Annotated in this window: 25 protein-coding genes and 1 tRNA gene; 13 read left to right on the top strand and 13 right to left on the bottom strand. The window is 61.9% G+C overall.

Translation table 11 applies throughout. The annotated features are described in order from the left end of the window. Window positions 1–26 precede the first annotated feature (26 nt). Window positions 27–3,116, bottom strand: a complete 3,090-nt coding sequence (locus BTE28158_RS00575) for a biosynthetic peptidoglycan transglycosylase (protein WP_151049591.1) — start codon at window positions 3,114–3,116, stop codon at window positions 27–29. 396 nt (window positions 3,117–3,512) lie between these two features. Here BTE28158_RS00575 and BTE28158_RS00570 point away from each other — a divergent pair, with 396 nt between their 5' ends. The 3 genes from BTE28158_RS00570 (at window position 3,513) to BTE28158_RS00560 (ending at window position 4,573) form a co-directional block, all read left to right on the top strand. Next, entirely contained in the window at window positions 3,513–3,905 is a 393-nt protein-coding gene (locus tag BTE28158_RS00570) for an MAPEG family protein (protein WP_151049593.1), read from the top strand. Between the two features lie 87 nt (window positions 3,906–3,992). Then, the gene (locus tag BTE28158_RS00565; RefSeq protein WP_170296437.1) at window positions 3,993–4,292 is read left to right on the top strand and encodes a hypothetical protein; all 300 of its coding nucleotides are present in this window, start codon (window positions 3,993–3,995) and stop codon (window positions 4,290–4,292) included. Then, on the top strand, window positions 4,289–4,573 hold the full coding sequence (locus BTE28158_RS00560; protein ID WP_011657840.1) for a PAAR domain-containing protein: 285 nt from the start codon (window positions 4,289–4,291) through the stop codon (window positions 4,571–4,573). The genes BTE28158_RS00565 and BTE28158_RS00560 overlap by 4 nt, the downstream gene beginning before the upstream one ends. A 9-nt stretch (window positions 4,574–4,582) precedes the next feature. Here BTE28158_RS00560 and BTE28158_RS00555 read toward each other — a convergent pair whose 3' ends face one another. Together BTE28158_RS00555 and BTE28158_RS00550 are read right to left on the bottom strand one after the other, a co-directional pair. Continuing rightward, complete coding sequence (locus tag BTE28158_RS00555; RefSeq protein WP_124900951.1) at window positions 4,583–4,894, bottom strand: cupin domain-containing protein; 312 nt, start codon at window positions 4,892–4,894, stop codon at window positions 4,583–4,585. A 91-nt stretch (window positions 4,895–4,985) separates the two neighbouring features. Beyond that, entirely contained in the window at window positions 4,986–5,669 is a 684-nt protein-coding gene (locus BTE28158_RS00550; protein WP_124621372.1) for a DJ-1/PfpI family protein, read from the bottom strand. A 116-nt stretch (window positions 5,670–5,785) separates the two neighbouring features. Here BTE28158_RS00550 and BTE28158_RS00545 point away from each other — a divergent pair, with 116 nt between their 5' ends. The 5 genes from BTE28158_RS00545 to BTE28158_RS00525 all read left to right on the top strand — a co-directional run bounded on the left by BTE28158_RS00545 (window position 5,786) and on the right by BTE28158_RS00525 (window position 11,271). Further along, window positions 5,786–6,754, top strand: coding sequence for a GlxA family transcriptional regulator (locus BTE28158_RS00545; RefSeq protein ID WP_151049595.1), 969 nt, complete (start codon window positions 5,786–5,788; stop codon window positions 6,752–6,754). Window positions 6,755–7,013: 259 nt separating this feature from the next. Continuing rightward, window positions 7,014–7,985 carry a LysR family transcriptional regulator gene (locus tag BTE28158_RS00540; protein ID WP_151049599.1) on the top strand — a complete coding sequence of 324 codons (972 nt, stop codon included), beginning with the start codon at window positions 7,014–7,016 and terminating at the stop codon, window positions 7,983–7,985. Window positions 7,986–8,610: 625 nt separating this feature from the next. Next, window positions 8,611–9,345 (top strand): GNAT family N-acetyltransferase, encoded by a 735-nt coding sequence (locus BTE28158_RS00535; protein ID WP_203249518.1) that lies wholly within the window; start codon window positions 8,611–8,613, stop codon window positions 9,343–9,345. Further along, window positions 9,338–10,198, top strand: coding sequence for an ImmA/IrrE family metallo-endopeptidase (locus BTE28158_RS00530; protein WP_151049601.1), 861 nt, complete (start codon window positions 9,338–9,340; stop codon window positions 10,196–10,198). Before BTE28158_RS00535 ends, BTE28158_RS00530 begins: the two co-directional genes overlap by 8 nt. Then, on the top strand, window positions 10,198–11,271 hold the full coding sequence (locus BTE28158_RS00525) for a beta family protein (RefSeq protein ID WP_151049603.1): 1,074 nt from the start codon (window positions 10,198–10,200) through the stop codon (window positions 11,269–11,271). Before BTE28158_RS00530 ends, BTE28158_RS00525 begins: the two co-directional genes overlap by 1 nt. Here BTE28158_RS00525 and BTE28158_RS00520 read toward each other — a convergent pair. The 5 genes from BTE28158_RS00520 to BTE28158_RS00500 form a co-directional block, all read right to left on the bottom strand. Next, window positions 11,237–11,821 carry a sce7726 family protein gene (locus tag BTE28158_RS00520; protein WP_151049605.1) on the bottom strand — a complete coding sequence of 195 codons (585 nt, stop codon included), beginning with the start codon at window positions 11,819–11,821 and terminating at the stop codon, window positions 11,237–11,239. The genes BTE28158_RS00525 and BTE28158_RS00520 overlap by 35 nt on opposite strands. Before the next feature lie 491 nt (window positions 11,822–12,312). After that, window positions 12,313–12,966 carry an HAD family hydrolase gene (locus BTE28158_RS00515; RefSeq protein ID WP_151049607.1) on the bottom strand — a complete coding sequence of 218 codons (654 nt, stop codon included), beginning with the start codon at window positions 12,964–12,966 and terminating at the stop codon, window positions 12,313–12,315. A 629-nt stretch (window positions 12,967–13,595) separates the two neighbouring features. Then, window positions 13,596–13,982 (bottom strand): hypothetical protein, encoded by a 387-nt coding sequence (locus BTE28158_RS00510; RefSeq protein ID WP_151049609.1) that lies wholly within the window; start codon window positions 13,980–13,982, stop codon window positions 13,596–13,598. A 250-nt stretch (window positions 13,983–14,232) separates the two neighbouring features. Continuing rightward, entirely contained in the window at window positions 14,233–14,835 is a 603-nt protein-coding gene (locus BTE28158_RS00505) for a helix-turn-helix domain-containing protein (RefSeq protein WP_151049611.1), read from the bottom strand. A gap of 8 nt (window positions 14,836–14,843) precedes the next feature. After that, window positions 14,844–15,080: a hypothetical protein gene (locus tag BTE28158_RS00500; protein ID WP_151049613.1), complete on the bottom strand. Its 237-nt coding sequence runs from the start codon at window positions 15,078–15,080 to the stop codon at window positions 14,844–14,846. A gap of 97 nt (window positions 15,081–15,177) precedes the next feature. On the opposite strand from BTE28158_RS00500, the gene BTE28158_RS00495 reads away from it, so the two are divergent. Continuing rightward, on the top strand, window positions 15,178–16,158 hold the full coding sequence (locus BTE28158_RS00495) for a hypothetical protein (RefSeq protein WP_151049615.1): 981 nt from the start codon (window positions 15,178–15,180) through the stop codon (window positions 16,156–16,158). Here BTE28158_RS00495 and BTE28158_RS00490 read toward each other — a convergent pair. The 5 genes from BTE28158_RS00490 to BTE28158_RS00470 form a co-directional block, all read right to left on the bottom strand. Beyond that, window positions 16,129–17,178, bottom strand: a complete 1,050-nt coding sequence (locus tag BTE28158_RS00490; RefSeq protein ID WP_151049616.1) for a tyrosine-type recombinase/integrase — start codon at window positions 17,176–17,178, stop codon at window positions 16,129–16,131. The two genes, BTE28158_RS00495 and BTE28158_RS00490, sit on opposite strands and share 30 nt — an antisense overlap. A gap of 144 nt (window positions 17,179–17,322) precedes the next feature. Next, window positions 17,323–17,399 (bottom strand) — tRNA-Met (locus BTE28158_RS00485). Window positions 17,400–17,525: 126 nt separating this feature from the next. Further along, the gene (locus BTE28158_RS00480; protein ID WP_059607559.1) at window positions 17,526–19,184 is read right to left on the bottom strand and encodes an MFS transporter; all 1,659 of its coding nucleotides are present in this window, start codon (window positions 19,182–19,184) and stop codon (window positions 17,526–17,528) included. A gap of 222 nt (window positions 19,185–19,406) precedes the next feature. After that, window positions 19,407–20,960 carry a sensor histidine kinase gene (locus BTE28158_RS00475; protein ID WP_059607557.1) on the bottom strand — a complete coding sequence of 518 codons (1,554 nt, stop codon included), beginning with the start codon at window positions 20,958–20,960 and terminating at the stop codon, window positions 19,407–19,409. A gap of 17 nt (window positions 20,961–20,977) precedes the next feature. Then, window positions 20,978–21,706 (bottom strand): response regulator transcription factor, encoded by a 729-nt coding sequence (locus BTE28158_RS00470; protein WP_059607556.1) that lies wholly within the window; start codon window positions 21,704–21,706, stop codon window positions 20,978–20,980. Between the two features lie 190 nt (window positions 21,707–21,896). On the opposite strand from BTE28158_RS00470, the gene recA reads away from it, so the two are divergent. The 4 genes from recA to sucC all read left to right on the top strand — a co-directional run bounded on the left by recA (window position 21,897) and on the right by sucC (window position 25,829). Continuing rightward, entirely contained in the window at window positions 21,897–22,970 is a 1,074-nt protein-coding gene (recA, locus tag BTE28158_RS00465) for a recombinase RecA (RefSeq protein ID WP_059607555.1), read from the top strand. Then, window positions 22,970–23,839, top strand: a complete 870-nt coding sequence (gene recX / locus BTE28158_RS00460) for a recombination regulator RecX (protein WP_151052115.1) — start codon at window positions 22,970–22,972, stop codon at window positions 23,837–23,839. The genes recA and recX overlap by 1 nt, the downstream gene beginning before the upstream one ends. A gap of 146 nt (window positions 23,840–23,985) precedes the next feature. After that, entirely contained in the window at window positions 23,986–24,594 is a 609-nt protein-coding gene (locus tag BTE28158_RS00455) for a DUF2889 domain-containing protein (RefSeq protein ID WP_059528036.1), read from the top strand. A 68-nt stretch (window positions 24,595–24,662) separates the two neighbouring features. Continuing rightward, entirely contained in the window at window positions 24,663–25,829 is a 1,167-nt protein-coding gene (gene sucC / locus BTE28158_RS00450; protein WP_059528034.1) for an ADP-forming succinate--CoA ligase subunit beta, read from the top strand. The last annotated feature ends 21 nt before the right edge of the window (window positions 25,830–25,850 follow it).

Below are 25,850 nucleotides of genomic sequence, written 5' to 3'. Positions count from 1 at the left end.
GGACGTTGCCGACGCGCGCGCCGCCGTCAGGACGGCTCGACCGGCGCGGCCTGCGGCGCCGGGCCCGTCGTGCGCGTGCCGGCCGTGACAGGACGCTCGATCAGCGGCGCGAGCGCCGGCGCCATCGACTTCAGCAACTGCACGGCCATTGCGCTCGTGAAGTCGTAGCGTGCAGCGTACGGCTCGTGCGCGGTCGCCGTCAGCACACCGAAGAAGCGGTCGCCGAGCATGAACACGAACGTGCCGCTGCGATTGACCTTGCGCGACTCGATCAGCCGCGCGCCGCGCGCGTAGACGTTGAAGCGCTGATCGCCCGTCCCGGTCTTGCCGTACACCTGGAGCGTCTTGCCGTCGGGCAGCGTGAAGCCGCCCGCCAGACGCCGCGCGGTGCCGTTGAGCACGACGTCGCGCAGCAGCGTGCGCGCCACGTTTACGATCTCCGGTGACAGCATCGGCTGCGGCTGCGCGACCGCGCGCACGAAGCGCGTTTCGTACGGCGTGCCCTTCGCGAAGTCGAGGCGCGTGATCGTCTCGGTCGGCGCTTTCTGGCCGCCGTTCGCGATCAGGCCGATCAGTTTCGCGAGCGCGTCGGGCTGGTCGCCCGATGCGCCGATCGCGGCCGCGTATGACGGCGTGACCTCCGCGAACGGGTAGCCGAGCGCACGCCACGCTTTCGTGATCTCCCCGTACGCGCGCAGCTCGACCATGTGGCGAATGCGCCGGTCCTGGGTCGCGTGGTAGCGCGTCTTGTACAGCCACGAGTACGTGTAGAAGCGCGCATCGCGGCTTTCGCGCTGAACTTCGCCGAGCGGCGCGTTCGGGTGCGCGCGCAGATAGTTGAGCGTCCACAGCGCGAGCGGGTGGACGCTCGCGATATAGCCGCGATCGTTGAGGTTGAACCGCTCGATCGCGTACTTCGCGTAGAGCGCGGCGAGATCGTCGTCCGAAAGCGTCGCGGCCGGCGTGCCCTTCAGATGCGCGCGCATCTGCGCGCTGAACCACGCGAGCGATTCGTTCGGCGCGACGCTGCGCAGCACCGTCGCGATCTTCGGCGGCGACTTGCGCACGTCCTGCAGCATCAGCGCGAGCGCGTCGTCGGGCGCCTTGCCCGCATAGCGCGTGTAGTAGCGCTTCACGTAGACCTTGCTTTCGGCGTCGACGAACTGCTCGAGGTAATGCTTGCGCTGCTCCGGATCGCCGAGCCACGACGACGACGGGCCGGCTGCCTGCAGCATCTCGTAATGGACGATGTCGCGCATCAGCCGCACGAACACGAGGTTGACCGAGTGTTCGAACGCAGCATGCAGCGTCAGGATGCGGCCGTTGTCCGACTTCTCGAAGTTCGAGAACACCTGCGCGCCGCCTCCCGTGTAGAACACGTCGGGGCTCGCCGAGTACTTGCGCTCGACCGCCGCGTCGAGCATCGCCTGCAGCGAGCGATCGCGCGTATGCGACAGGTAATCGAGCGCCCAGCGCGACAGCCCGTCGATCGGGTCGGGCTTCACCTTCGCGAGTTGCGCGTTCGACAGGTCGCCGTAGCGCGCATGCAGGTCGGAGACGATCTGCAGGTAGGTGATCAGCGTGCGCAGCTTCGCGGTCGAGCCGAGGTTGATGCGGCCGCCGCGGTTCACGTCGAACGGCTGGTTCACGCTATCGGTCTGCACGCGCAGCATGTTCGCGCCGTTGCGGTGCTCGTACAGCGTGAAGCTGTACGTGAGGTGCGACGGGTCGTCCTTCGGGGCGAGCATCTCGAAGCCGTACAGGCCGGCGGCCTGCGCGCCGTCGCGGGTCGACGCCTGCGCGAGCCGTTCGGCGACCGCCTGCTGCACGCCGTTGTCGAGCGTGCTGGTTGCTTCGAGGTCGAGCTGGTCGAGCTGGTACAGGTCGCTGATCCCCAGTGCCGACAGCAGCGACGCGCGCGCGGACGATATGGCCTTGCGCGACACGAACGACTGCACGTGCGCGGCGGCCGGCGGCGCGCTGCGCTCGATCTGCGCGGCGAGCGCCGCATCGCGCAGCGCGGGCGAGATCACGCCGCCGTTCGACAGGAGCCGCAGATAGCTGTCGGTCAGCTTCTGCAGCGCCGGATAGCCGCGATTCAGGAAGTACGATGGCGCGCGCTGCGCGATGATCAGCGACAGCACCTCGCGGAACGTCTTGCCCTGTTCGTCGACGTTGTCGCCGCTCGTCGGCGCGGACAGAATCCGGTTCACGTCGTTGAAGTCGCGGCCGTACCACGCGGCGAGACCGTCGCCGATGCCGGTGATTTCGCCCACGTGCGGCCGCGCGGCGAGCGGCACCGAGTTCAGGTAGCGCACCAGGATCGCGCGCCGCGCGAGCATCGTCTGCGGACCGTTCAGGTACGCGAGGACCGACGCGGACGCGATCTGTCGCAGCTTCTCCGGCGGCGTCGCGGTGCGGCCGTCGGGCGAATGGCGGAACTTCTCGATCTGCGTCGCGAGCGTGCTGCCGCCCGGACGCGCCTGGTGATGGTTGACGACGTGCATCGCCTGGTCGGCGAGCGCGCGGCTGAAGCGTCCCCAGTCGATCGCCGGGTTGCGGTTCGGCTGGTTCGCGTCGAGCAGGTAGCGATCCTCGATGAACAGCAGCGAATCCGCGATCACGCGCGGCACCGTGTCGAAGTCGGTATAGACGCGCTGCGGGAACACGGTCGCGAACAGCGGCGCGCCGGTCGAATCGAACAGCGTCAGCCCGGCCTGGTCTTTCTCTTCGTAAGGCAGGAACAGGCCGTGATCGGCGAGCGACAGCATGCGTTGCGAATCGCGCGCCTGCTTGCCGACGACGAAGCCGCGCGCGAGCAGATGCTGCTGGAACGCGGGAATCATCGAGTAGCCGAGGCGCTGGTCGTACGGCCCGTTGGCGGGGAAGCGGATGTGGTCGCTTGCGCCGGCCTCGACGGTGTAGCCGACGTCTCGGGTGAGCTCGGACAGGTAGTGCGCCTGCAGGCGCGACGTCTCGATCTCGGTCATCACGAGTCGCGCGATGATCGCGATCGCGATCACCAGCGCGGCCAGCAAGGACCACTTGATCCACGTCCAGACCGAGGCACTCCCGGTCACACGCGGCAGGATGCGATGATTCAGCGGCCGATTCATGGCGGCGTCTCCCTGAAGGCGCAGGCTCCGGCCGCACCTTATTAAGGATTAGTGTAGTCCTCCGCAGCGGGCTGCCAAGGGCGGTTCAATACCGAGATGCGTCGACGCAACGCACATGCCCGTGACATGCGGCATCGGCGTTGCGTTGCGGTGGCATGTGTCGCCGTGGATTAACGTTTGCGCGCACCGCTGGCACGCCACGCGCGATGGCGGCAGGCCGCGCCGGCCGTTCACGCACCGGGTTTGTGCATTGCCGCCGTATCGATCGCAATTCGGGTCCGATCCTCGCCGTGGCCGGTGCGTGAAGACGGTACGGGTTTCCGCGATAGCCGGGTGCACCGGCTGCAGGTACGATCGGCGGATGTGCGGCGCGTGACCGCTCTCACCGGGGGTGCCATGTCGATCCATCCCGTCGCGCTCGTTTGCACGACGATCCTGGGATTGCTACTGTTCGGGCTCGGCCTGACCGTGTCCGTTACGCGCTTCCGGCACACCACCGGTTCCGGGTGTGCGTCCGATCCGACCGACGGGTTGCACAAGATCGTGCGCGCGCACGGCAACACGGCCGAATACGCGCCGTTTCTCGCGGTGCTGTTTCTCTATTTCGGCGCACACGACCCGTCGCGCGCGATCGTCTCGTTGATCGTCGCGGCAACCGCGTGCCGCTGTCTGCTCGTGATCGGACTGCTTGCGTGGCCGACGATGGGCAGGCCGAACCCCCTGCGTTTCATCGGCGCGCTCGGCACGTATCTGTGCGGCGCCGCGCTTTGCGTCGCGTTGTTCGTTTGAGCGCGTCGCTGTCGCCATGGCCGCTTCGCGCGATCGTGCCGGCGCACGGCTTCGATGAAGCAGTGAATCCGGTAGTCGCACGCGATCGTGTTCAGCGCATTGCGCCGCGTGCGCACGCCGGCCGACAACGCCGGGATCGACTCCTTCACGTCGATCGTGACCATCCGCTTGCGCATCCAGTCGATCTCCATGAAGTGCTTCGGTCCGCACGACACGATGTCGGTGCATAGAGACAGTGCGAACGCCGCGCTGAACGACGTGCATTCGACGATCGACTGCGCGGTGATATCCTCGCGAAACGCCCGCGACCGACGGGCGGATACCGACTGCCCGCGCGCGGCCCGACGCCACGCTGCGCGGCGTTTCCGAGGGAGAGCCGAAGCATGAGCCGCAAATTCATCCTGAAGGGCGACACGACCGACCATGGCGGTGTCGTGCTCGACGGAATCGCCAATTCGTCGTTCGACGGCCGCGAACTCGCCTATCTCGGCGCGCCGGTGTTCTGCGCCGCGTGCAAGACCCAGGGTGTGATCGTGTCCGACGGCGGTGAGCGGACGATGACCGTGATGGGCAAGGTCGTCGCGCTCGAACACGACCTGTGCCAGTGCCTGTGCACGCCGCAGCCGAAGCTGATCCCGTCGCAGGGGACGGGCACCATCTCGGGCTGAGGCCCGTCGTCAGTCGCTGCCCTCGGTCTCGATCACGAGGATGCGCGCTTCGCCGAGCGGGTGTGCGACGTGTTCGGTGCCGATCGTCGCGTGAAATACGTCTCCCGTTTCGAGCACCGTCGCGTGCTCGATGCCTGCTGCGCGGTAACGCATCTCGACGCGGCCGTCGAGCACCGCGAAAACTTCCTCGCCGTCGTTCACATGCCAATGGTATGGCCGATCGGTCCAGTGCAGGCGGACCGTGATGCCGTTCAGGTTCGCGATGTCCAGCGCGCCCCACGGGCATTGCGCGGTGAATGCGGTGCTGCGGATGATGTTCATCGGTAGGTCCGGTCCGTCAATGCGCTACGGAGGTCGGGCAGGCTGCGTGGCCGTGCGGCTCGCCCACCCTTCGGTTTTCGTGTGCCCGTTTTCAGCGCGACATCGCGCGCAACGCCGCGTCGATCGTCTGCCTGCGCTTCTCCAGCCCTGCCGCCGAGCGCTCGGTCACGCGCTTCAGCACCGACGCCGGCGCGGTATCCGGCGAGCCCGCATCGAACGGCGGCGCGGGCGCGTATTCGAGCGCCAGCTGGATCGACTGCGCCTCTTCGTCGCCGACGAGTTCGGCGGCGATCGTCAACGCGAAGTCGATGCCGGCCGTCACGCCGCCGCCGGTGATCAGGTTGCCGTCGCGTACCACGCGCTCGCGCACGGGCACCGCCCCGAGCGGCGCGAGCAGCGAATGAAATGCCCAGTGCGTCGTCGCGCGGCGGCCGCGCAGCAGGCCGGCCACGCCGAGCAGCAGCGCACCCGTGCAGACCGACGTCACGTAGCGCGCGGCGGCTGCGCGCTGCTGCACGAACGCGATCGTTTCGGCATCGAGCAGCAGGTCGTTGATGCCGATCCCGCCGGGCACGCAGATCACGTCGAGCGGCGGGCAATCGTCGAACGTGCAGGTCGGCGCGAGCGCGAGGCCGCTGCTCGACGCGACGGTGTCGCGCGATTTCCAGACCAGATGGACGGTCACGTCGGGCAACGACGCGAACACGTCGTGCGGGCCGGTGAGATCGAGTTGCTGGACGCCCGGAAACACGAGAAGGCCGATATGCAGGGTCATGCGAACGCTCCGAAGGGAAGGGGATGCGCCACGGTCGGCGCACGATGGACAGATCGATTCTAGGCGCGTAGTGTTTGGCGAAATTGCCATATCGCCCACGTTTTCAGCCAATCGCCATGCCTGCCGCTCCGCGCTCGATCCTCGTCCTCGCGTTTCCCCGTGCGCAGTTGCTCGACGTGTCCGGGCCGCTGCAGGTGTTCGCATCCGTCAACGATCTCGCGCAGGAGCGCGGGCGGCCCGCACCGTACGCGCCACGTGTCGTCGCCGCGGAGGCGGGGCCGGTCGAGACGTCCTCCGGCCTCGTGGTGATGGCCGACTCGCTGCGCTCGGCCGGGCGGCCCGATACGCTGATCGTGGCCGGCGGCAAGGGCGTGCACGCCGCTTCGCAGGATGCGCGGATGGTGCGGTGGGTCCGGCAGCAGGCGCAGCGCGCGCGACGTGTGGCATCGGTCTGCACCGGCGCGTTCCTGCTCGCCGAGGCCGGCCTGCTCGACGGGCGGCGCGCGGTCACGCACTGGGCGCGCTGCGACGAATTCTCGGCGCGCTATCCGAACGTGCGCGTCGAGCCCGATCCGATCTTCATCCGCGAAGGCGCGCTGTGGACGTCGGCCGGCGTGACGGCCGGCATCGATCTCGCGCTCGCGCTGGTCGAGGAGGATCTCGGGCGGGCGGTCGCGCTCGACGCCGCGCGCGAGCTCGTCGTGTTCCTGAAGCGGCCGGGCGGGCAGGCGCAGTTCAGCACGATGTTATCGATGCAGCGTACCGACGACCGCTTCGGTGAACTCCATGCATGGATCGCCGAGCACTTGACGGCCGACCTGTCGGTGCCGGCGCTCGCCGAGCGCGTCAGCATGAGCGAGCGCAGCTTCGTGCGTCACTATCGTGCGGAAACCGGCCGCACGCCCGCGCGCGCGGTCGAGCAGATTCGCGTCGAGGCCGCGCAGCGTCTGCTCGGCGAAACCGCGTGGCCCGTCAAGCGGATCGCCACTCGGTGCGGATTCGGCTCGGAAGAGACGCTGCGGCGCAGTTTCGTGCGCGTGCTCGGCGTGTCGCCGCAGGGCTATCGCGAGCGGTTCGTGCGGTAACGTGCCGGCGAACGGCGAACGGCGAACGGCGAACGGCGAACGGCGAACGGCGAACGGCGAACGGCGAACGGCGAACGGCGAACGCGCCGCGCATGGCGACCGGGGACGGAGCCGCAACGTCTGGAACTGCACGAATCCGTATCACTTTCCAGTCCGAATCGCTGAAACTATTCAGACAAGGCAAACAATAGACGGGGGCTTGTGCCGCTTGGGTTGCGCGCTCTATTCTGTTCCGTTGGCGATTCGAAGGGGGCGCAGCATGGACCGCATTCAGGCAATGGAAGTTTTCACTCGCGTGGTCGACGCGAACAGCTTCACGCGCGCGGCCGACACGCTCGCGATGCCGCGCGCGTCGGTGACGACCATCATCCAGAATCTCGAGGCGCTGCTCGGAGTGCGTCTGATGCACCGGACGACGCGCCGGCTGTCGCTGACGCCGGAGGGCGCCGCGTATTACGAGCATTGCATGAAGATCATCTCGGAGATCGCGGAAGCCGACGCGAGTTTCCAGACCGGCAACCGCAAGCCGAGCGGCGTGCTGCGCGTCCACATGCCGAGTTCGCTCGGGCGGCGCGTCGTGTTGCCGGCGCTGTCGGTCTTCCGGCAGCGTTATCCGGACATCACGCTCGACCTCGGCTTGTCGGACCGCTACGTGGATCCGGTCGAGGAGGGCATCGACTGCATGATCCGGGTCGGACCGCTCGAGGATTCGTCGATGGTCGCGCGGCGGATCGGGATGCTCAAGCGCGTGACCTGCGCGTCGCCCGACTATCTGGCGCGTCACGGCGAGCCTCAGGAGATCGCCGACCTGGCCGACCATCATGCGGTGAATTTCCGCGCGAGCCACGGTGCACGGGCGATTCCGTGGGTGTTCATGATCGAGGGCAAGCCGGTCGAGGTGCGGATGAACGGCAGTGTCACCGTCAACGATTCGGATGCGTACGTGACGTGCGGGCTCGAAGGGTTCGGGATGATCCAGCCGACGCTGTTCATGGTGCTGCCGCACCTGCGCGACGGCTCGCTGGTCGAGGTGCTGCCCGACTGCAATCCGAAGCCCAAGCCGATCTCGATCGTGTATCCGCACAACCGGCATCTGTCGCAGAAGGTGCGCGTGTTCGCGGACTGGATCGCGGAGCTGTTCGAGTCGACGCCGGCGCTGGAGGGCGGGGAGAACTGGCGAGGGAAGGTGCGGGCGGAGGTGATGGAGGAGCGCGGGCCGGTGGTGGCGTAACGAGTGGAACGCGCGCGCACCTGACGGACAGGCGACGCGTGAATCCGCGCACGCCCGGACGATGCAATGAAAAAAGCCGCTGATCCTTTCGGAACAGCGGCTTTTCGCATTTGGTGGCGAATCAGGGACTCGAACCCCGGACCTGCGGATTATGATTCGGCGCGTAACGCGATAAGCTATTGAAAAATAAGCAAATTTAACCGTAGCCAAGCGAAACTAAAAGTTGTTTCGCGTCAGTAGCTTAGCGTAATTTTGCTGCTGTTCCCGGAATCTGGCCACGCACCTCTGCTGCACCGAAGCGAGGCATGGGGTGTCCGGGCAGGGGTTCCTTCTGATTCTCCGCTTCGTGCTCTAACAACACATACTGCGACCGATAACGGGGTCACCTGCTCCAAACCACGTGAAATCACAATACTTCCTCCATCTGAGCCAGAGTCTGGGGCGATTCCTTGCTATCGGATCAATGCGAGTAGCATCGCCTTGAAGTCAACCCGAACAGCTGGCATCATTCCCTAAGCAGGGCATCGATCGACTATAAATCACCGAGTGGCAATCGTTTTACGGGGGGGCTGCTTTCCGTATGTTTGCGAACATGGCGCCTACTAATAAATCGTCACGAGACAAGGTGAATATCGGCGAGCCCGAAAACCGGATTCAAAGCGTTGAGGTTGGCTCGGAAGTAGAGACCATTGACCTGTCATCGGCGGGGATTTATCGGATGTTCAAAAACAAGCTTCTGTGCAATCACACTCAACAGGAGATCGAATGCGAAATATCCTGTGGGTTTAATATTGCTTACGTATTCCAAGCGGATAGCGAGTGGGGGCAAGAGAAGGCAAAGATTATTCAGCAGCTTTTGGATGATAATCCGGGGGCTCAAGGCGATTTGGATAAACTCCGAGAGCTACTTAGAATATATAATTTGGAAGATTGGCATTGGGAGTGGTCTCGGAAGGCGTTTGATTGTAAAGGGCCGCAGTATGAGTGGTTTTATATGATCGCAGAGGGGAGGGTGCAAGGTATTGCGATTATTTATCATCCAGAACCAAGTAGGGTGAATGGGGATGATATATTTTATATCGATTATCTTGCTACGGCTCGGTGGAATCGCCCACGCCCCGGTTACCAAAAGCAGTTTTCGCAGGTCGGGTCATTGCTTCTTGCGCATTGCATAGATTTTGCTGTCAACGTTCGTGGCTACCGCCCTGGTTTTTGCCTTCACTCTCTCCCGAATGCAGAAGCTTACTATGTAAAAATCGGAATGACCGATTTTGGGTTGGATCCTGAAAAGGAGAACTTGCGGTTTTTTGAGGCAAAAGAGGACGCAGCTATAGCACTGATGGGGGGCGCAAATGGATGAAATTTCAGATTTCATGGCGGTGCCTTTTTCTCCAAAAAAAGAGCGACGAGCCGATGAGATGCTTTGTGCTCTCTTTGAACATCGGAAAAACTTGCCGTGGAAGGAGCTAAGGAGTCGTGGCTCTGGCGAACCAGATCTCTTGCTTTTAATGAATGCTGCGGCTGAGTTGACTGCAGTGGACTCGACTGTTCTGTTTAGAAAGCGTGACGACGCAAGCGAGGCGCTTACATCCCTTTGGCTTGGTGAGGTACTGAAAAAGGCGCGAGCTGTGTCGCTGTCGCAGCCTGATGTAACGTACAGAGGAATTACCCAAGAAGATCTTCGTCGCATTGCCCAGAAAAGTTTGAATGTTGATGAAATTGATGGTCTTCAAGATTTCATTTTTGAAACCTACGGAATCGTATTGGTATACGAAAAGTCGTTTTCATCGATGAAACTTGATGGGGCTACGGCGAAGTTGCCGAATGGTATTCCCGTAATTGCATTGAGCTTGCGTTATGCGCGCTACGATTATTTCTGGTTCACATTGCTGCACGAATTGGCACATGTGTTATTGCACTATGATGACTTGAGTCACCCGATTCTTGATGACTTCGATGGCGAAAATGATATTTCCGATGTCGAGGCGGAGGCGAATCGACTGGCTGCCGACTCGCTGATTCCCCGTCGCATCTGGATCAAGGCGGCCGTGCACCGGTCTATGGACATTGATGACCTTCTCGTAATGGCGAAGGAGGCGGCGGTTCACCCTACTGTCGCGGCAGGACTACTAAGGAAGAGGAATAGTAACTACAGGTTGTTTTCAGATCTGGTGAATAGTCTCGATGTGCGAAATATTTTAGGGATTGAGTGATGCCGGGGTACACGCCGTTTCTAAAATTTAAACAAAACGAAATTTCAGCGATGGCGGAGTTTGCCAATGCGAGAGATGATGATGTGATTCCATTCTTTGATGTTCCGCGGCCTAAAGATATGTCTGCCGTGGATATCTTAGACAGGCTTCGTATTGGTGTTAAGCAAATCGAAAAGCAGTGGTCAAAGTCGAGTTTTTATATCGACAATTTTGATCTCGATGATTCTATTCAGTTAAATGGTGCTCCGCAGTATCAGTACATTCTCGATGCCGTTAAGCATCTAAATGCCATACCGGTTGTTGCGTTAAATCGGGATGCAAGTCACAATGGCGCTGCCTTAAGCTTCGCGAAGAATTCCGGGCGCGAATTGGCAATCCGACTAACGCAGGAAGACATTGAAAGCTATAAGCTTACAAAGCCATCAATTGATGCTCTTTGGTTGCAAATCGAAAATATCGAGCCTCAAGAAATTCACCTTATAGTGGATTTTAGGGTTATTTCTTCGGATCTGGAAAAGCTGAAGGGTGTCGCGCTTAATTTCATTACGGCATTCTCAGGTGATTTTTTCGTAAACAAAATTGTTTTTGCTGGATCGTCGATTCCTCCGGTAATAACTTCCATACTATCGACAAACAGTAGTGTCTCTATTGAGCGCCAAGAATGGCATCTTTGGAAACGAATAGAGGGTTTGTTGCCCGAGTCGGTTGCGCCCAAATGTGGATTTGGTGATTACGGACTTGTTAGCCCGGATTATTCCGACTTGGAATTGGAGGTGTGGTTGGTGCAGGGCGTCGCTGCCCCAAAAGTTTTTTACACATACGACACGAAACATTTTGTTGTGCGGGGTGGGGCGTTTAAGACGCATCCGAGTGGTTATGGTCAGTATTTCGACATAGCGGATGCGTTGGTCGCAAAGCCTTTCTTTAGGAGTTTTACGTATTCATTTGGCGAGGAATATATTTTTGAGCGAAGCGTTCTCGCTCCCGTGCGCGCCAAACGGGGCGGCAGTCCTAGCTCTTGGCTAAAGGCAGCGCTCGTTACTCACATAACATTTGTGGTTGATAGTCTTTAGCTCGGTGACGGTTTTCGATCGACTCCGCGAGCAGAGTGATTATCTGGTGCTTTGTTAACTTCGAAGCAATTTTAGATGCCAACTCTGCTCGAGTATCACTTTTTCTCGCCCTTATTTCGTAGCCTTGGTCTTCTAGATTTAATAGCTCATCTTTCCAGAGCATTAAGAGTGATGTTTCTTTGCAAAAATCGGGGTTACTCTTGGTTGGTCGAATGTAGTTCATTACTGCGCCGGTTGGGCTGTTTTTGGCTAAAATAATGCCCCAAAAATCCGGGAGATTTTTTAAGGCCCATCCTAGGTGATTTGATGTGGTAACCAAGGTGAGTCGCGGAAACGAAAGATTATAATATTTTGACTGTTTTGACACGCGGGATACGCTATCGGTTTCACCTTTTATCTCGAAGCCGTGCAATTCAGAGTAAATGGCCGCGACGTCCACAATAGCGTTGGTGTTGTGAACGCCCAATTCTTGGACGAGTAACCGCGGTCTCGGGCTCCTTGCACTCAGCATTGAAATCAACGCCTGTCTTATTGCCTTGTCGTCTAGCATATGCGTCAAATCGGATTGATCGAAGAGCGAGGTCTAGCGTCAGCGTTGCTCGGACGTCATCTTTTCAATCGATACAAGCCGTGATTCTTCCCTAATTCTGGCTGGTAACCATTCGGCCCGTCCAAGTGGGCGTTTGCCACGACCGTACATGGTTGGGGTGCGTTCGAGCAAGTAGTCATTCGGATATCCCTCGAATTTTACAGCTTTCGTAGACCGCTCGCCTGCACTGGTAAACATCGCGGGCCCGGCGACTGAGCACCATCGACGCCCATCTCGCGGCCGTTCACCCGAGATCGCTGATCGATCCGTGCGAACCACGGCGTTGCGGTTGATGACCTTGCGGATCTGGCTGCGATGGCGCTCCGTAATCAGCCTTCCTTCTATGTTGGATAAAGGACCTCCTGCTCCGTTTCCCGGTCGCCACGGCCCAACAGTTTGGCGCTCCAGGAGACGCGGACGCCGCTGGCGCGGCTCCATGACACAGTCTCGTGTTACGACAAGCCAACAGATCCGGTCTGGCCGCCCGATACGGATTCCGACAGATGGCGAAGTGCAGGGAGAACGTCGTGCAGCGTTCGGATGGTCACTGCAGGCTTTTGACAGCCCACATGCCCGCGCCGATCCAGTTGCAGCGCATGGAGGCCGCTTGCCAGTGCGCCGGCGTAGTCATCGCGAAACGTGTCGCCCACCATCAGCGCCTCACACGCTGCGACGTCGAGCCGCTCACAAAGCCATGCAAAGATGCGCGGATCCGGCTTCAGGTAGCCGACTTCAAACGACCAGGCACAGACATCCGGTTTGAACGGCAGCAGGCGTAACAGCGGTTCGGCGTACGGTGCGGCCAGATTGGACGCAATTCCCACTTTCAATCCGCGCGCCCGCGCTTCTTCGAGCGTTCCAACTACGTCCGGAAATAGCCGGATGCTTGCGAGTTCTGCGGTCAGATCTGCATCGAGGGCGGCCATGTCGATGCGATCGCCGCCTAACGCGCGGCCCGCTTCCTTAAGACTGATGGCACGCGTCATCAATAGCTCACGCTGCCGGCGGTCCCGGCTGACGCGCGCAAGACGCGCAAACGGGCGCCGCTGGTCCTGGATCTCGGCGAGCGTGCCAAAGGCGTCGAACACTAGCGCACGGATGGTCATGAATCTCTCGGGGAATGCTTGTGCCTTACGTTACCGCGGATTCTGTGCCAGCCACGTACCTTTTTGCTCACAATGCGCCCACCGTATGCCCACGGTTTGCACACTTTTCGATCGCAAACTCGGTGTATTCCGAATGGGCATACAAAACTGCTGAAACGGTGCCTGCTGTAATACGCTGAACCGACCGTCAATCAAGGAGTTGGGCAAAAATGCGACTGCAAGCGTATTACGCCCTTTATGTTCCACTAGCCCTTACTTTCGGGGTTTAAATCCCGATCCCGGGCACACAGCGGGTACAAATCGGGCGCGGCGACTGGGTGCCGAGCACAAAACGGGTACATGCCGGGAACGAAAAGGGGACAACTTTGCGAAAAGTTGGCCCGAGCAGGCTATTGCCATCAAAGCGGTGTGGTGCGAGGTGCAAACCGTATGCATTTCGAGGGCAGAACGGGTGCATGCCGAACCACCGTGTGCAGTCCGTGTGCGTTGCGTGTGCAAGTAAACTGGCCGGCGCGCTGAGGCCCTTTGCGCAATTCAAATGCTTTGCTCCAGAAAGATCACTAACACAGGGGCGCGCCGCTGATTCCACGAGTGCCGACTTGTGACTTGACATGGTCGCCTCTGACCAATCAATCGAAGATGTCCGAGAGCGAATACGAAAGCCGAAAGATACCCGTCTGCCGAGCCACAAGTTCCTCCATCAAAGCATCTCGATATTTCGCGAAGTAGATGGTCAGCTTGTCGTCAGGCAGCAAACATTCATCGGGTATGCCAATAGATGCTCCTGCGTCACGGGGCAGAGCAAGGGCGAGGACCAGTAAGACCGCACCTGCAGCGGAGCTGGACGCGCCTGTCTCGTCAAACATGCACTCCATCATGTCCCGGACGATAGCGCGCAACCACCTGTCGGGGAGGTTTTGTGGCAATGCAGCTTCCCGGCCGCGGGCAAGCACCTCTCGATGCAGTGCTGCAAGGTCGGTAGGCGGAATATGTCGCGGGCGACGGCAATTGTTCATGGGATTCCTTCTATCCACGTGGATCGTCGGAGTCGACTCGGTGGTCATCCGTGCGCTTCAGCAAGCGCTGCTGCTGCAGGTTCATTTTTGGTGCGATGAGAGCAGTTATCCCCAGCCGTCGGGCAAGTGAAGCGGCTCTTGTTAACAATAAATATCTATCTTGTTAGGGTGCCACCCAGACACCGTTTCCCTGCGAAATGATGCCCGCTGGACACCAATGTGAAGATGTCGGGTGTCTGCCTGACACGTGTCAGTCAGAGCTGTGTATAACGTCCGCCTGCCGCCGAGCCTCGATCTTTGTTCGCAACGAGAGCAGCATGTCGCGCATCTCCTCCGGCAGGCACGCGATATCCTGCGCATTGAAAACGACAGCGTTGCCACTGGCATGCGTGACGTTGACCTGCAACCGCTCGATCTGGACGATTCTTGACCCAGCGAAATCTCCGGAGACCAGGACGTTTTTCAAGTCGGCAGTGGCTGCTTTGATCGAAGAGGGAAGATAGTCCCAGGTTGCCACGGCCGCAGGGCGGCCAGCCCCATCTTGGATGCAAACCTTCTCGCGGAGCCGGTATTCGTTGCGTCGCCCCTTGCGGGTTCTCGTGATGTATCCGTTTACCTCGAGAGCTTCCAACGAGCGAAGGACTTGGCTGCGGCTGATGCCGGATTCCATTACCAAGGTTTCGATGCCGGGAAAGGACTTGCCTGTTTCGAAGTTTGCGTGAGCCTTGATCACCAGATAGACCGTGACCGCGTACGGCCCGATGCGCGCGATATCCCCGGTCGCGATCATGGAGTGAAACACATGGAACCATGTCGTTTCCGCGCGGAAAAACTTCCCCTGTCGTTCGTTCATGGCGGGTCTCACGGCTTTTGCACGGAGAACTGCTCGTCTATCAATCGGGCAATTGCTTCCGTACGGAAGTAGATCCTTCGGCCGATGTGAACCTTAGTAGCGTTGATGTGCTCTGCCCAATTGGATCGTGATGTGCTCAGGCTGATGCGGAGCCCTTCCGGACTACGGTTAAGAATCTCTGCGAGTTGGTCCAGCGTCATCAAGACGGAATAACGTTCCTTCAGGGTCGCGAGGGTGGCTGTCATAGGGGGCTCGATGGCATCTACAAATTACGGTTGGTATCTGTAGTTTTCGCTAGGTTGAGGTATATTTGTTCGTAAAATAAATGCACAGCTTCAAACGATGCCGACGGCTGCCAAGACCATTGAGAATCAGCTGGATGTTTGCCTTCATCCGGCGCGGCCGCGGCGCGGTCGCCCGACCAAAACTGACGATGAGCGTTTTCGTGATCGCATTCGCACGATTGCCACGATGCATGCTCTGGCGTGGCGGGCAGAGAGTGTTGGGAACGCCAATCAATTCGCACTATGGTTCGACCGAACGATGGGGAAGCGGCATCGGCTAGTTTCCTGGTGGACTGCTCGGTCGGGAAAGTGGGCGAAGAACTTTGCGGGTGATGCGACCTTGACGAAAGCATCGATCGATCATCTGCACGAGCTTTTTCCTGACTCCCGTTTCTATGATCCGCCGGAACCGGACCGAAGAAGGCGAGACGTCGAGTTGTTTTATCCCTCAGCGTCGGGGCGGCACCAGAGTGCTTATGATCTGTTCGAGTTCGGACCTGGTCATTTGTGGCGAGCCCTTTGGGGGTGCAACGACGACCACTCCGCACTGTGGGATATCTATGCTGGGTGTGATGATGGCGTCGCTTGGGGGGAGGGGGAGGAATTCGGCGACGTAGTTGGCGATCTTGAGATGAAGCTGTGGTCGAATTCACGAGCGGGCGTGCGGATCGAAGCCGAGGATCTTGGTCGAGCGATCGTCCTTTATAGGCTTCAGTGGGATGCTATGCGCGGAGATTTCCAGACCGCCGTTTCAATTCATTTGCTCCTCTGGCTCGCATTAGTGGAATGGTCGCCGTGGCTACAAATCGTCCAGATTTGGGGTGATCTGCGAGAGCATTTTATGAACCGGGAGCGGGCGAACCTGGTCGTGTATCCCGAGTATCGAAAATTCCTTGAGGCGATGCACGGGGACGACCCCGAGTTCTTCGCCGTGGTCTATGCGAGCAATCCGTTTCTATACAGGCCGAGCGAAGATGATCACTCGGCCATGCTGGCGAGTCTATGGGATTTACCGTTCGGGAGACGCAAGGGCATCTAGCTTACTGACGAGGTCTTCCGCACGGAGGTGGGTGTACCGTCGCAGCATCTGCATCGATTTGTGCCCGCTGATCGAAGCCACTTCCTGATCAGTGAGCCCAGCCTCGACTAGGCGGCTGACGGCCTCGTGCCGTAGATCATGGAAGCGGAAATCCACCAGCCCGGTGCGTTTTTTAAGTCCGTTCCAGATCTTGGTGAACTGATATGCGCGCCGCTTTCCGTCGCGGCCCGGCTCGCCGAAAAACACGAGATCAGTGTCGATCGGTCTGACGGGATTGGCGAGGGCGTTTTGCAGGACCGCTGCGGCGAGCCTGGTCAATGGCACCGTGCGGGCTGCGTTGTTCTTGGTGTCCGTTAGGCGTACGACACGCCGGTCCAGATCGACCTGGCCGCGGCGCAGTCCAAGTATCTCGGACTGACGCATGCCGGTTTCTATCGCCAGGCGCACGATCCAGCCCAGCATCGGATTTGAGTGCCCGTCGACGACTGTGAGTAGCGTCGCTTGCTCGCGTCCGGACAGGCGCCGATTTCGGCCCTCGCCGGGGCTGGGCTTACGGATGTTGGCAACAGGGTTAAAGATTAGCCCGATATGCCATTCCTTGATCGCCACGTTGAATAGGTGGCCGAGCAGGGCGAGCTCAAGGCGGACCGTGTTGTTTGCCTTACCTTGGGCCAGTCGATCGTCGCGATAGCGGGCCACGAGGTCGGGGGTGACAGCGGCAAGCGAATATTTCCCGAAGTGGGCCTTCAGCTCACGGATGCGCGCACCTTCCCTGCGCTGCGTGCTGGCTTTCTTGGTAGGGACGATTTCGCGCTCGTATCGGTCGAGCGCGTCGGCAACCGTGGTCTTCTCGGACGGTGCGCGCTGGATGAACACGCCTCGTACCATCTCGTCCTCGGTGCGTCGAGCCCAATCCTCGGCATCGCGCTTCGTGCGAAACGTCTTGGCGGTCGTCGGCCAGCCAACGCGCCGGATGGTCGCTTTCCAGGTACCAGAGGGGGTCTTTGTCAGTGCTGCCATGGTGCTCCTTCCTTGAGGTCTGCACCGCGTATTGCACCGAAATTGCACTGCGAGAGGATCGTAAAAGAAATCGGCTCGTAGCGAACCAGCGGGACCGGAACTGAAAAAGCCCGGTAGATCAAGGATCTACCGGGCTTCCACATTTGGTGGCGAATCAGGGACTCGAACCCCGGACCTGCGGATTATGATTCCGTCGCTCTAACCGACTGAGCTAATTCGCCGAAGAATTGAATTATGCAGATGTGCCGCCGGGCTGTCAACACCTTTTTTCACTTTCCTGAAAAAAAGTGCCGGTGCCGGCGCCGGCACCGATTGCGGGCGGGGATGCCGCCCGCAACCGACCTACCTCAATCCTGCGCGTAGATATTCGAGTCCTTCGTCTCCTTGACGAACAGCAGGCCGATCACGAACGTGGCCAGCGCGATCACGATCGGATACCAGAGCCCCGAGTAGATGTCGCCCTTCGCCGCGACGATCGCGAACGCGGTCGCCGGCAGGAAGCCGCCGAACCAGCCGTTGCCGATGTGATAGGGCAGCGACATCGACGTGTAGCGGATCCGCGTCGGGAACATCTCGACCAGCATCGCGGCGATCGGGCCGTAGACCATCGTCACGTAGATCACGAGGATCGTCAGGATCACGATCGTCATCGGCCAGTTGAGCTGCGCCGGGTCGGCCTTCGCCGGGTAGCCGGCCGCCTTCAGCGTTGACGCGAGCGTCTTGTCGAACGCCGCGCCCTGCGCCTTCGTGTCGGCCGCCTTGCCGTCGTAGGTCTGGATCACCGTATCGCCGACCTTGATTTCGGCCAGCGTACCGGCCGGAGCCGCGACGTTCTCGTAGTTCAGGCCGGCCTTGGCGAGCGCGCTCTTCGCGATGTCGCACGAGCTCGTGAACTTCGACGTGCCCACCGGGTTGAACTGGAACGAGCAGGTGGCCGGATCGGCGACGACCGTGATCGGCGCCTTCTGCGTCGCGAGTTCGAGCTGCGGGTTCGCGTAGTGCGTGAGCGCCTTGAACAGCGGGAAGTAGGTGAGCGCCGCGATCAGGCAGCCCGCGAGGATGATCGGCTTGCGGCCGATCTTGTCCGACAGCGAACCGAAGAACAGGAAGAACGGTGTGCCGATCAGGAGTGCGATCGCGATCAGGATGTTCGCGCTGGCACCGTCGACCTTCAGCGTCTGCGTGAGGAAGAACAGTGCGTAGAACTGGCCGGTGTACCACACGACGGCCTGGCCGGCCGTCAGGCCGATGAGCGCGAGGATCACGATCTTCAGGTTCTTCCACTGGCCGAACGCTTCGGTCAGCGGCGCCTTCGACGTCTTGCCTTCCGCCTTGATGCGCAGGAACACCGGCGATTCGTTCAGCTGCATCCGGATCCACACCGATACCGCGAGCAGCAGGATCGACGCGACGAACGGCACGCGCCAGCCCCAGCTGCCGAACGCTTCCTCGCCGATGAACGTGCGCACGCCGAGGATCACGAGCAGCGACAGGAACAGGCCGAGGGTCGCGGTCGTCTGGATCCACGCGGTATAGAAGCCGCGACGGTTCGCCGGCGCATGCTCGGCGACGTAGGTCGCCGCGCCGCCGTACTCGCCGCCGAGCGCGAGGCCCTGCAGCAGCCGCATCGCGATGAAGATCACGGGCGCCGCGATGCCGATCGATGTGTAGCCGGGCAGGAAGCCGACCACGAAGGTCGAGATGCCCATGATCACGATCGTCACGAGGAACGTGTGCTTGCGGCCGACGAGGTCGCCGAGTCGGCCGAACACGATCGCGCCGAACGGACGCACGGCGAAGCCCGCCGCGAAGCCGAGCAGCGTGAAGATGAATGCGGCGGTCGGATTGACCCCGGAGAAGAAGCTCTTGCTGATGTAGGCCGCGAGTGATCCGGCCAGGTAAAAGTCGTACCACTCGAACACGGTGCCGAGCGACGACGCGAAGATCACCTTCTTCTCTTCGCCCGTCATCGGCGAGTGCGAAATTTGCTCGCCTAACGTTGCCATGAATCGTCTCCAAGTCTCTTGATATAGATATGCGGCCGCCTTGGGTGGGCGGGCCTGTCGACGATTATTGGCACGGAAACTTACGGCGCACTGACTCGCGTGCACAAATCGACTGCGCGTTAACCCGCGCCGAATCGGTCGTTTCGCGTTCCGATCGTGTCGCAATCGGGTGGTAAAGCGCGGGTTTCGACGCGATCGCGGCGCGGTACGGACTCGCGCGTATCAGGATTGGTCCGGCGCGGTGTCCGACAGCGGCAGGCTGATGCGCACGAGCGTGCCCGCGAGGCGAGGTGCGTTTTGGTATACGTGATCGTCGAGCGTCAGCGTGCCGCCGTGCTGGGCGGCGATCTCGCGCACGATCGCAAGTCCGAGCCCGCTGCCGTCGCCTTCGCGGCCGAGGATCCGGTAGAAGCGTTCGACCACGCGGTCGCGTTCCGTGGCCGGGATGCCGGGCCCGGTGTCCTCGACTTCGAGATGCACACGTCGCGCCGCACGCTCGGCCCGCACGCGCACGGTGATGCGGCCGCCTTCGGGCGTGTAGCGGATTGCGTTGTCGACCAGGTTGCCGAGCATCTCGCGCAGCATCACGGGATTGCCGTCGACCTCGAGCGGCGCGTCGTCCTCCGGACCTTCGTAGCCGAGGTCCATGCGCTTCGCGAGCGCGGCCTGCACCCAGTCGCGCACCGTGCGGCGTGCCAGCGCGGCGATCTCGACCGGCTCGAACGTCAGCCCGCTCGCGCGGTTCTCGGCGCGCGCGAGCGCGAGCAGTTGCGTGACGAGTCGCCCGGCCTGCTCGGAGCTCGTCGCGATCTGTTCGAGCGAACGCTGCACGTCGGGCGGCACGGGGTGGCGCAACGCGAACTCGGCTTGGGTGCGCAGCCCCGCGAGCGGCGTCTTCATCTGGTGCGCGGCGTCGGCGATGAAGCGCTTCTGCAGCGCCATGCTCTGTTCGAGACGCGCGAGCAGGTCGTTGAACGACGTGACGAGCGGCTCGATCTCGGGCGGCGCGCGCTGCGCCTCGACGGGCGACAGGTCGTCGGGCCGCCGTGCACGGATCTGCGCCTGCAGCGCGTTGAGCGGCGCGAGCCCTCGCGACAGCCCGAACCAGACGAGCAGGATCGCGAGCGGCAGGATCACGAACTGCGGCAGGATCACGCCCTTGATGATGTCGTTCGCGAGCGCGTTGCGCTTGTCGAGCGTCTCGCCGACCTGCACGAGCACGGGCTGCGCGCTGTTCGACTCGGGCAGCGCGACGGTCGTATACGCGACGCGCACGTCGTTGCCGCGCAGCAGGTCGTCGCGAAATACGACGACGCCCGGCGGCGGGCGGTCCTCGTCGCGCGGCAGCGGCATGTCGGCCTCGCCCGCGACCAGCTCGCCGCGCGTGCCCAGCACCTGGAAGTAAACGCTGTCGACGTTGTCCGCGCGCAGGAAGTCGCGCGTCTGCTGCGGCAGCGTCAGCTCGGCGACGCCATTGACCGGATGGATCTGCCGCGCGAGCACGTACGCGTTGGTCTCGAGCGCGCGGTCGAACGGGCCGTTCGCGATCGTCTTCGCGACGAGATAGGTGACGGCGATGCTCATCGGCCACAGCAGCAGGAGCGGCGCGAGCATCCAGTCGAGGATTTCGCCGAACAGCGAGCGCGGACGCGCGGCCTCGGACGTGTCGGTTTCGTCGGGCGGCGCGAACGGGTTCTCGTAGCGCGCGTCGCGCGCGACGTCGGCGGCGGACGGCTGATCGCCGGTCGGATGGCGGGAATGGGCCGGCGTGGCCATCGCGGCGACGGCCGGGGTCAGCGCAGCGGCGTGCCGGCCGCCGCGGACTGGGGCGCGGCCGAGTCGGCCGGCGCCGCGGGCGCGACTTTCTCGAGGCAGTAGCCGAGGCCGCGCACGGTGGAAATCCGCACACCGCTCGGCTCGATCTTCTTGCGCAGCCGGTGCACGTACACTTCGATCGCGTTGTTGCTGACTTCCTCGCCCCATTCGCACAGATGGTCGACGAGCTGCTCCTTCGACACGAGCCGGCCGATGCGCTGCAGCAGCACTTCGAGCAGCCCGAGCTCGCGCGCGGACAGATCGAGCACGCGGTCGTTCGCATAGGCGATGCGGCCGACCTGGTCGAACGCGAGCGAGCCGTGGCGCACGACGGTCGGGCCGCCGCCCGCGCCGCGCCGGGTCAGCGCGCGCACGCGCGCCTCGAGCTCGTTGAGCGCGAACGGCTTGGCCATGTAGTCGTCCGCGCCGAGGTCGAGCCCCTTCACGCGCTCGTCGACGCTGTCGGCGGCGGTCAGGATCAGCACGGGGAGATTGGAATTGCGCGCGCGCAGGCGCTTGAGCACGTCGAGCCCGGACATCTTGGGCAGCCCGAGATCGAGGATCAGCAGGTCGAAGGACTGCATCGACAGCGCGGTATCGGCCTCGACGCCGCTCTTCACGTGGTCGACGGCATAGCCCGATTGGCGGAGTGACCGGGTGAGGCCGTCCGCGAGTATGCTGTCGTCTTCGGCGATGAGAATTCGCATGTTGCTGACCGATGGCCGGCGGGGCGTTCGCGCCGGCGCGGCTGTCTCCGAAGTTATCCGTGTACAACGCAGCCTGCATTGCGGGCTTGCATAAAACACTGTTTTTTTATACAGTGTCTGCATTCGTGGGCAGCGCTTGAAAGCGGGCGCGCCTCTGACAGACGCTGCTCATCATAGCAAAGGACGATTCATGGAAGATAGCAAGAAGGGCTCCGGGATGACCGCCGAGAAGAGCAAGGCGCTGGCGGCCGCGCTCGCGCAGATCGAGAAGCAGTTCGGCAAGGGGTCGATCATGCGGATGGGCGACGGCGAAGCGGCCGAAGACATCCAGGTCGTCTCCACGGGCTCGCTGGGTCTCGATATCGCACTCGGCGTCGGCGGTCTGCCGCGCGGTCGGGTGGTCGAGATCTACGGTCCGGAATCGTCCGGTAAAACCACGCTCACGCTGCAGGTCATCGCCGAACTGCAGAAGCTGGGCGGCACGGCAGCCTTCATCGACGCCGAGCACGCGCTCGACGTTCAATATGCAGCGAAGCTCGGCGTGAACGTGCCGGAGCTGCTGATCTCGCAGCCGGACACCGGCGAGCAGGCGCTTGAAATCACCGACGCGCTGGTGCGCTCGGGCTCGATCGACATGATCGTCATCGACTCGGTCGCGGCGCTCGTGCCGAAGGCCGAAATCGAAGGCGAGATGGGCGATTCGCTGCCGGGCCTGCAGGCTCGCCTGATGTCGCAGGCACTGCGCAAGCTGACGGGCACGATCAAGCGCACGAACTGCCTCGTGATCTTCATCAACCAGATCCGGATGAAGATCGGCGTGATGTTCGGCAACCCGGAAACCACGACGGGCGGCAACGCGCTCAAGTTCTATTCGTCGGTGCGTCTGGATATCCGCCGCATCGGTTCGATCAAGAAGAACGACGAGGTGATCGGCAACGAAACCCGCGTGAAGGTCGTCAAGAACAAGGTGTCGCCGCCGTTCCGCGAAGCGATCTTCGACATCCTGTACGGCGAAGGCATTTCGCGTCAGGGCGAGATCATCGATCTCGGCGTGCAGGCGAAGATCGTCGACAAGGCGGGTGCCTGGTACAGCTACAACGGCGAGAAGATCGGCCAGGGCAAGGACAACGCGCGTGAATTCCTGCGCGAGAATCCGGAAATCGCGCGCGAGATCGAAAACCGCATTCGCGAATCGCTCGGCGTTGCCGCCATGCCCGATGGTGCAAGGGTCGACGAAGCCGAGGCGATGGACGAAGAAGAGTGATGGTCGGGCGCCGAGGTCAGGCTGGCGAACCGGAACCGAGCGACGCGTCCGACACGGCGGGTCGCTCCGGCCGGCAAGCCGAATCCTCGGGGGCCAACCGGCGGAGAGCGGGCAGTCATGCCGCGAGCCGTACCGCGACGAGGGCATCCGAGGATGCCCTCGTTTCGTTTGAGATGACCGTACCGGTCGATCCATTCGACGACGACGAATCGTTCGACGCGCACGACCGGTCGCGCCGTCGCGTGTCCGGTGTCAACTTTCCGGGCGAGCGCGCGGCTGATGTGTCTGCGTCGGTCAAGGAAGATGTGTATACGCGCAGCAGCCAGCATCCGCGTCGCACGCGCCGTGCGTCCGGCGGTTCAGCCGACGCTGCTTCCGGCGACGAATCCGGTGCCACCGAGCGCAAGTCGTCGAAACCGCCGCGTTCGCTGAAGGGCCGCGCGCTCGGCTATTTGTCCCGGCGCGAGTACAGCCGGGCCGAACTCGCGCGCAAGCTCGCGCCGTACGTCGGTGAGGACGAATCCGTCGAGCCGGTGCTCGATGCACTGGAAAAGGAAGGCTGGCTGTCCGACGCACGCTTTGCCGAGAGCCTCGTGCATCGCCGCGCATCGCGCGTCGGCGTCGCGCGCATCGTCAGCGAACTGAAGCGTCATGCGGTTGGCGACAGTCTCGTCGAGGAAGTGAACGCGCAATTGCGCGAGACCGAGTGGGCACGCGCGCAGGCCGTCTGGCGCAAGAAATTCGGTGCACTGCCGCAAACGCCCGCCGAGCGCGCGAAGCAGGCGCGCTTCCTTGCCGCGCGCGGCTTCTCGAGCTCGACCATCGTGAAGTTGCTGAAGGTCGGCGACGATTTCTCGATCGACGACTGACCGGTCCGGTCGCGCGCGCTGCGCGCGATTTTGCTGCAATGCAACCGTTTCCGGACAGGCGGGAATACCCGCCGTCGCGGCCGGATGCCTCAAATACCCAATATGCTAAAATCCACGGGTTTTCCTCTTCGGCCTCAACCTCCAGCATGCCGCTATCCGAGCCCGTGCCCCGTCAGTTGCGACATCGACGCGCAATCCGAGCGGAAGCCTACGAGCGCGGCGACGGCTTGTGGGACATCGAAGCCTGCCTGACCGACCACAAGCCGCGCGATGTCGCGCTTGCGTCGGGCATCCGGCCCCAAGGCCTGCCGATCCACGAACTCTGGCTGCGCGTGACTATCGATCGTGACCTCAACGTCGTCGACGCCGAAGCGTCTTCGGAGTGGGTTCCCTATCCCGGTCACTGTCAATCCGCCCCTCCCGCCTATCGGGCCCTCATCGGGCTCAATCTCTTCCGCAATTTCCGCCGCAACGCGAACCGGCTGCTCGCCGGCGTCGCTGGCTGTTCCCATCTCACCGAACTGTGTGCCGTGCTGCCGACGGCAGCGATCCAGGCGTTCGCCGGTGACGTGTGGAACGTGCGCGAGGAGGGAGGCGAAGGACCGGACCATGACGGCGAGCACGCCGAACCGCCTTTCCAGCTCGGTCGCTGCCGGGCATTGCGGTTCGACGGCGAGGTCGTGCGGCAGTACTACCCGCGCTGGTATGGCACGAACCGGCCGGACTTGCCCGGTGAGGGCAGCACGAAGGAATGAACGGAAATCATTCGAAGAAGCGTCTTAAGCGACATTTCATCCAACTCTCAGACTGAAGGGAATCACGCATGAAGATTCACGAGTACCAGGGTAAGGAAATCCTGCGGAAATTCGGAGTCGCGGTACCGCGCGGCAAGCCGGCGTTCTCGGTTGAAGAGGCCGTCAAGGTGGCAGAAGAGCTGGGCGGCCCGGTGTGGGTCGTGAAGGCTCAGATTCACGCGGGTGGCCGTGGCAAGGGCGGCGGCGTGAAGGTGGCGAAGTCGATCGAGCAGGTTCGCGAATACGCGAACCAGATCCTCGGCATGCAGCTCGTCACGCACCAGACCGGTCCGGAAGGCCAAAAGGTCAACCGTCTGATGATCGAAGAAGGCGCCGACATCAAGCAGGAACTGTACGTCAGCCTCGTCGTTGATCGCGTGTCGCAAAAGATCGTTCTGATGGGTTCGAGCGAAGGCGGCATGGACATCGAAGAAGTTGCCGAAAAGCACCCGGAACTGATCCACAAGGTCATCGTCGAGCCGTCGACGGGCCTGCTCGACGCGCAGGCCGACGACCTCGCCGCGAAGATCGGCGTGCCGGCTGCTTCGATTCCGCAAGCGCGCGCCATCCTGCAAGGCCTGTACAAGGCATTCTGGGAAACCGACGCGTCGCTGGCTGAAATCAACCCGCTGAACGTCTCCGGCGACGGCAAGGTCATCGCACTCGACGCGAAGTTCAACTTCGACTCGAACGCGCTGTTCCGCCACCCGGAAATCGTCGCGTACCGCGACCTGGACGAAGAAGACCCGGCTGAAATCGAAGCGTCGAAGTTCGACCTCGCATACATCTCGCTCGACGGCAACATCGGCTGTCTCGTGAACGGCGCAGGCCTCGCGATGGCGACGATGGACACGATCAAGCTGTTCGGCGGCGAGCCGGCGAACTTCCTGGACGTCGGCGGTGGCGCGACGACCGAGAAGGTCACCGAAGCGTTCAAGCTGATGCTGAAGAACCCGGACCTGAAGGCGATCCTCGTGAACATCTTCGGCGGCATCATGCGCTGCGACGTGATCGCGGAAGGCGTGATCGCCGGTTCGAAGGCCGTGAACCTGAACGTGCCGCTCGTCGTGCGCATGAAGGGCACGAACGAGGACCTCGGCAAGAAGATGCTGGCCGATTCGGGCCTGCCGATCATCTCGGCGGACAGCATGGAAGAGGCTGCGCAGAAGGTCGTCGCGGCTGCCGAAGGCAAGTAACGCTATCGAATACGCATGGCG

The sequence above is a fragment of the Burkholderia diffusa genome (assembly GCF_902499115.1).
In the GTDB taxonomy this organism is placed as follows: domain Bacteria; phylum Pseudomonadota; class Gammaproteobacteria; order Burkholderiales; family Burkholderiaceae; genus Burkholderia; species Burkholderia diffusa.
The sequence above is the reverse complement of the archived record's forward strand: the minus strand, read 5'-3'. Positions and strand labels throughout refer to the sequence as shown.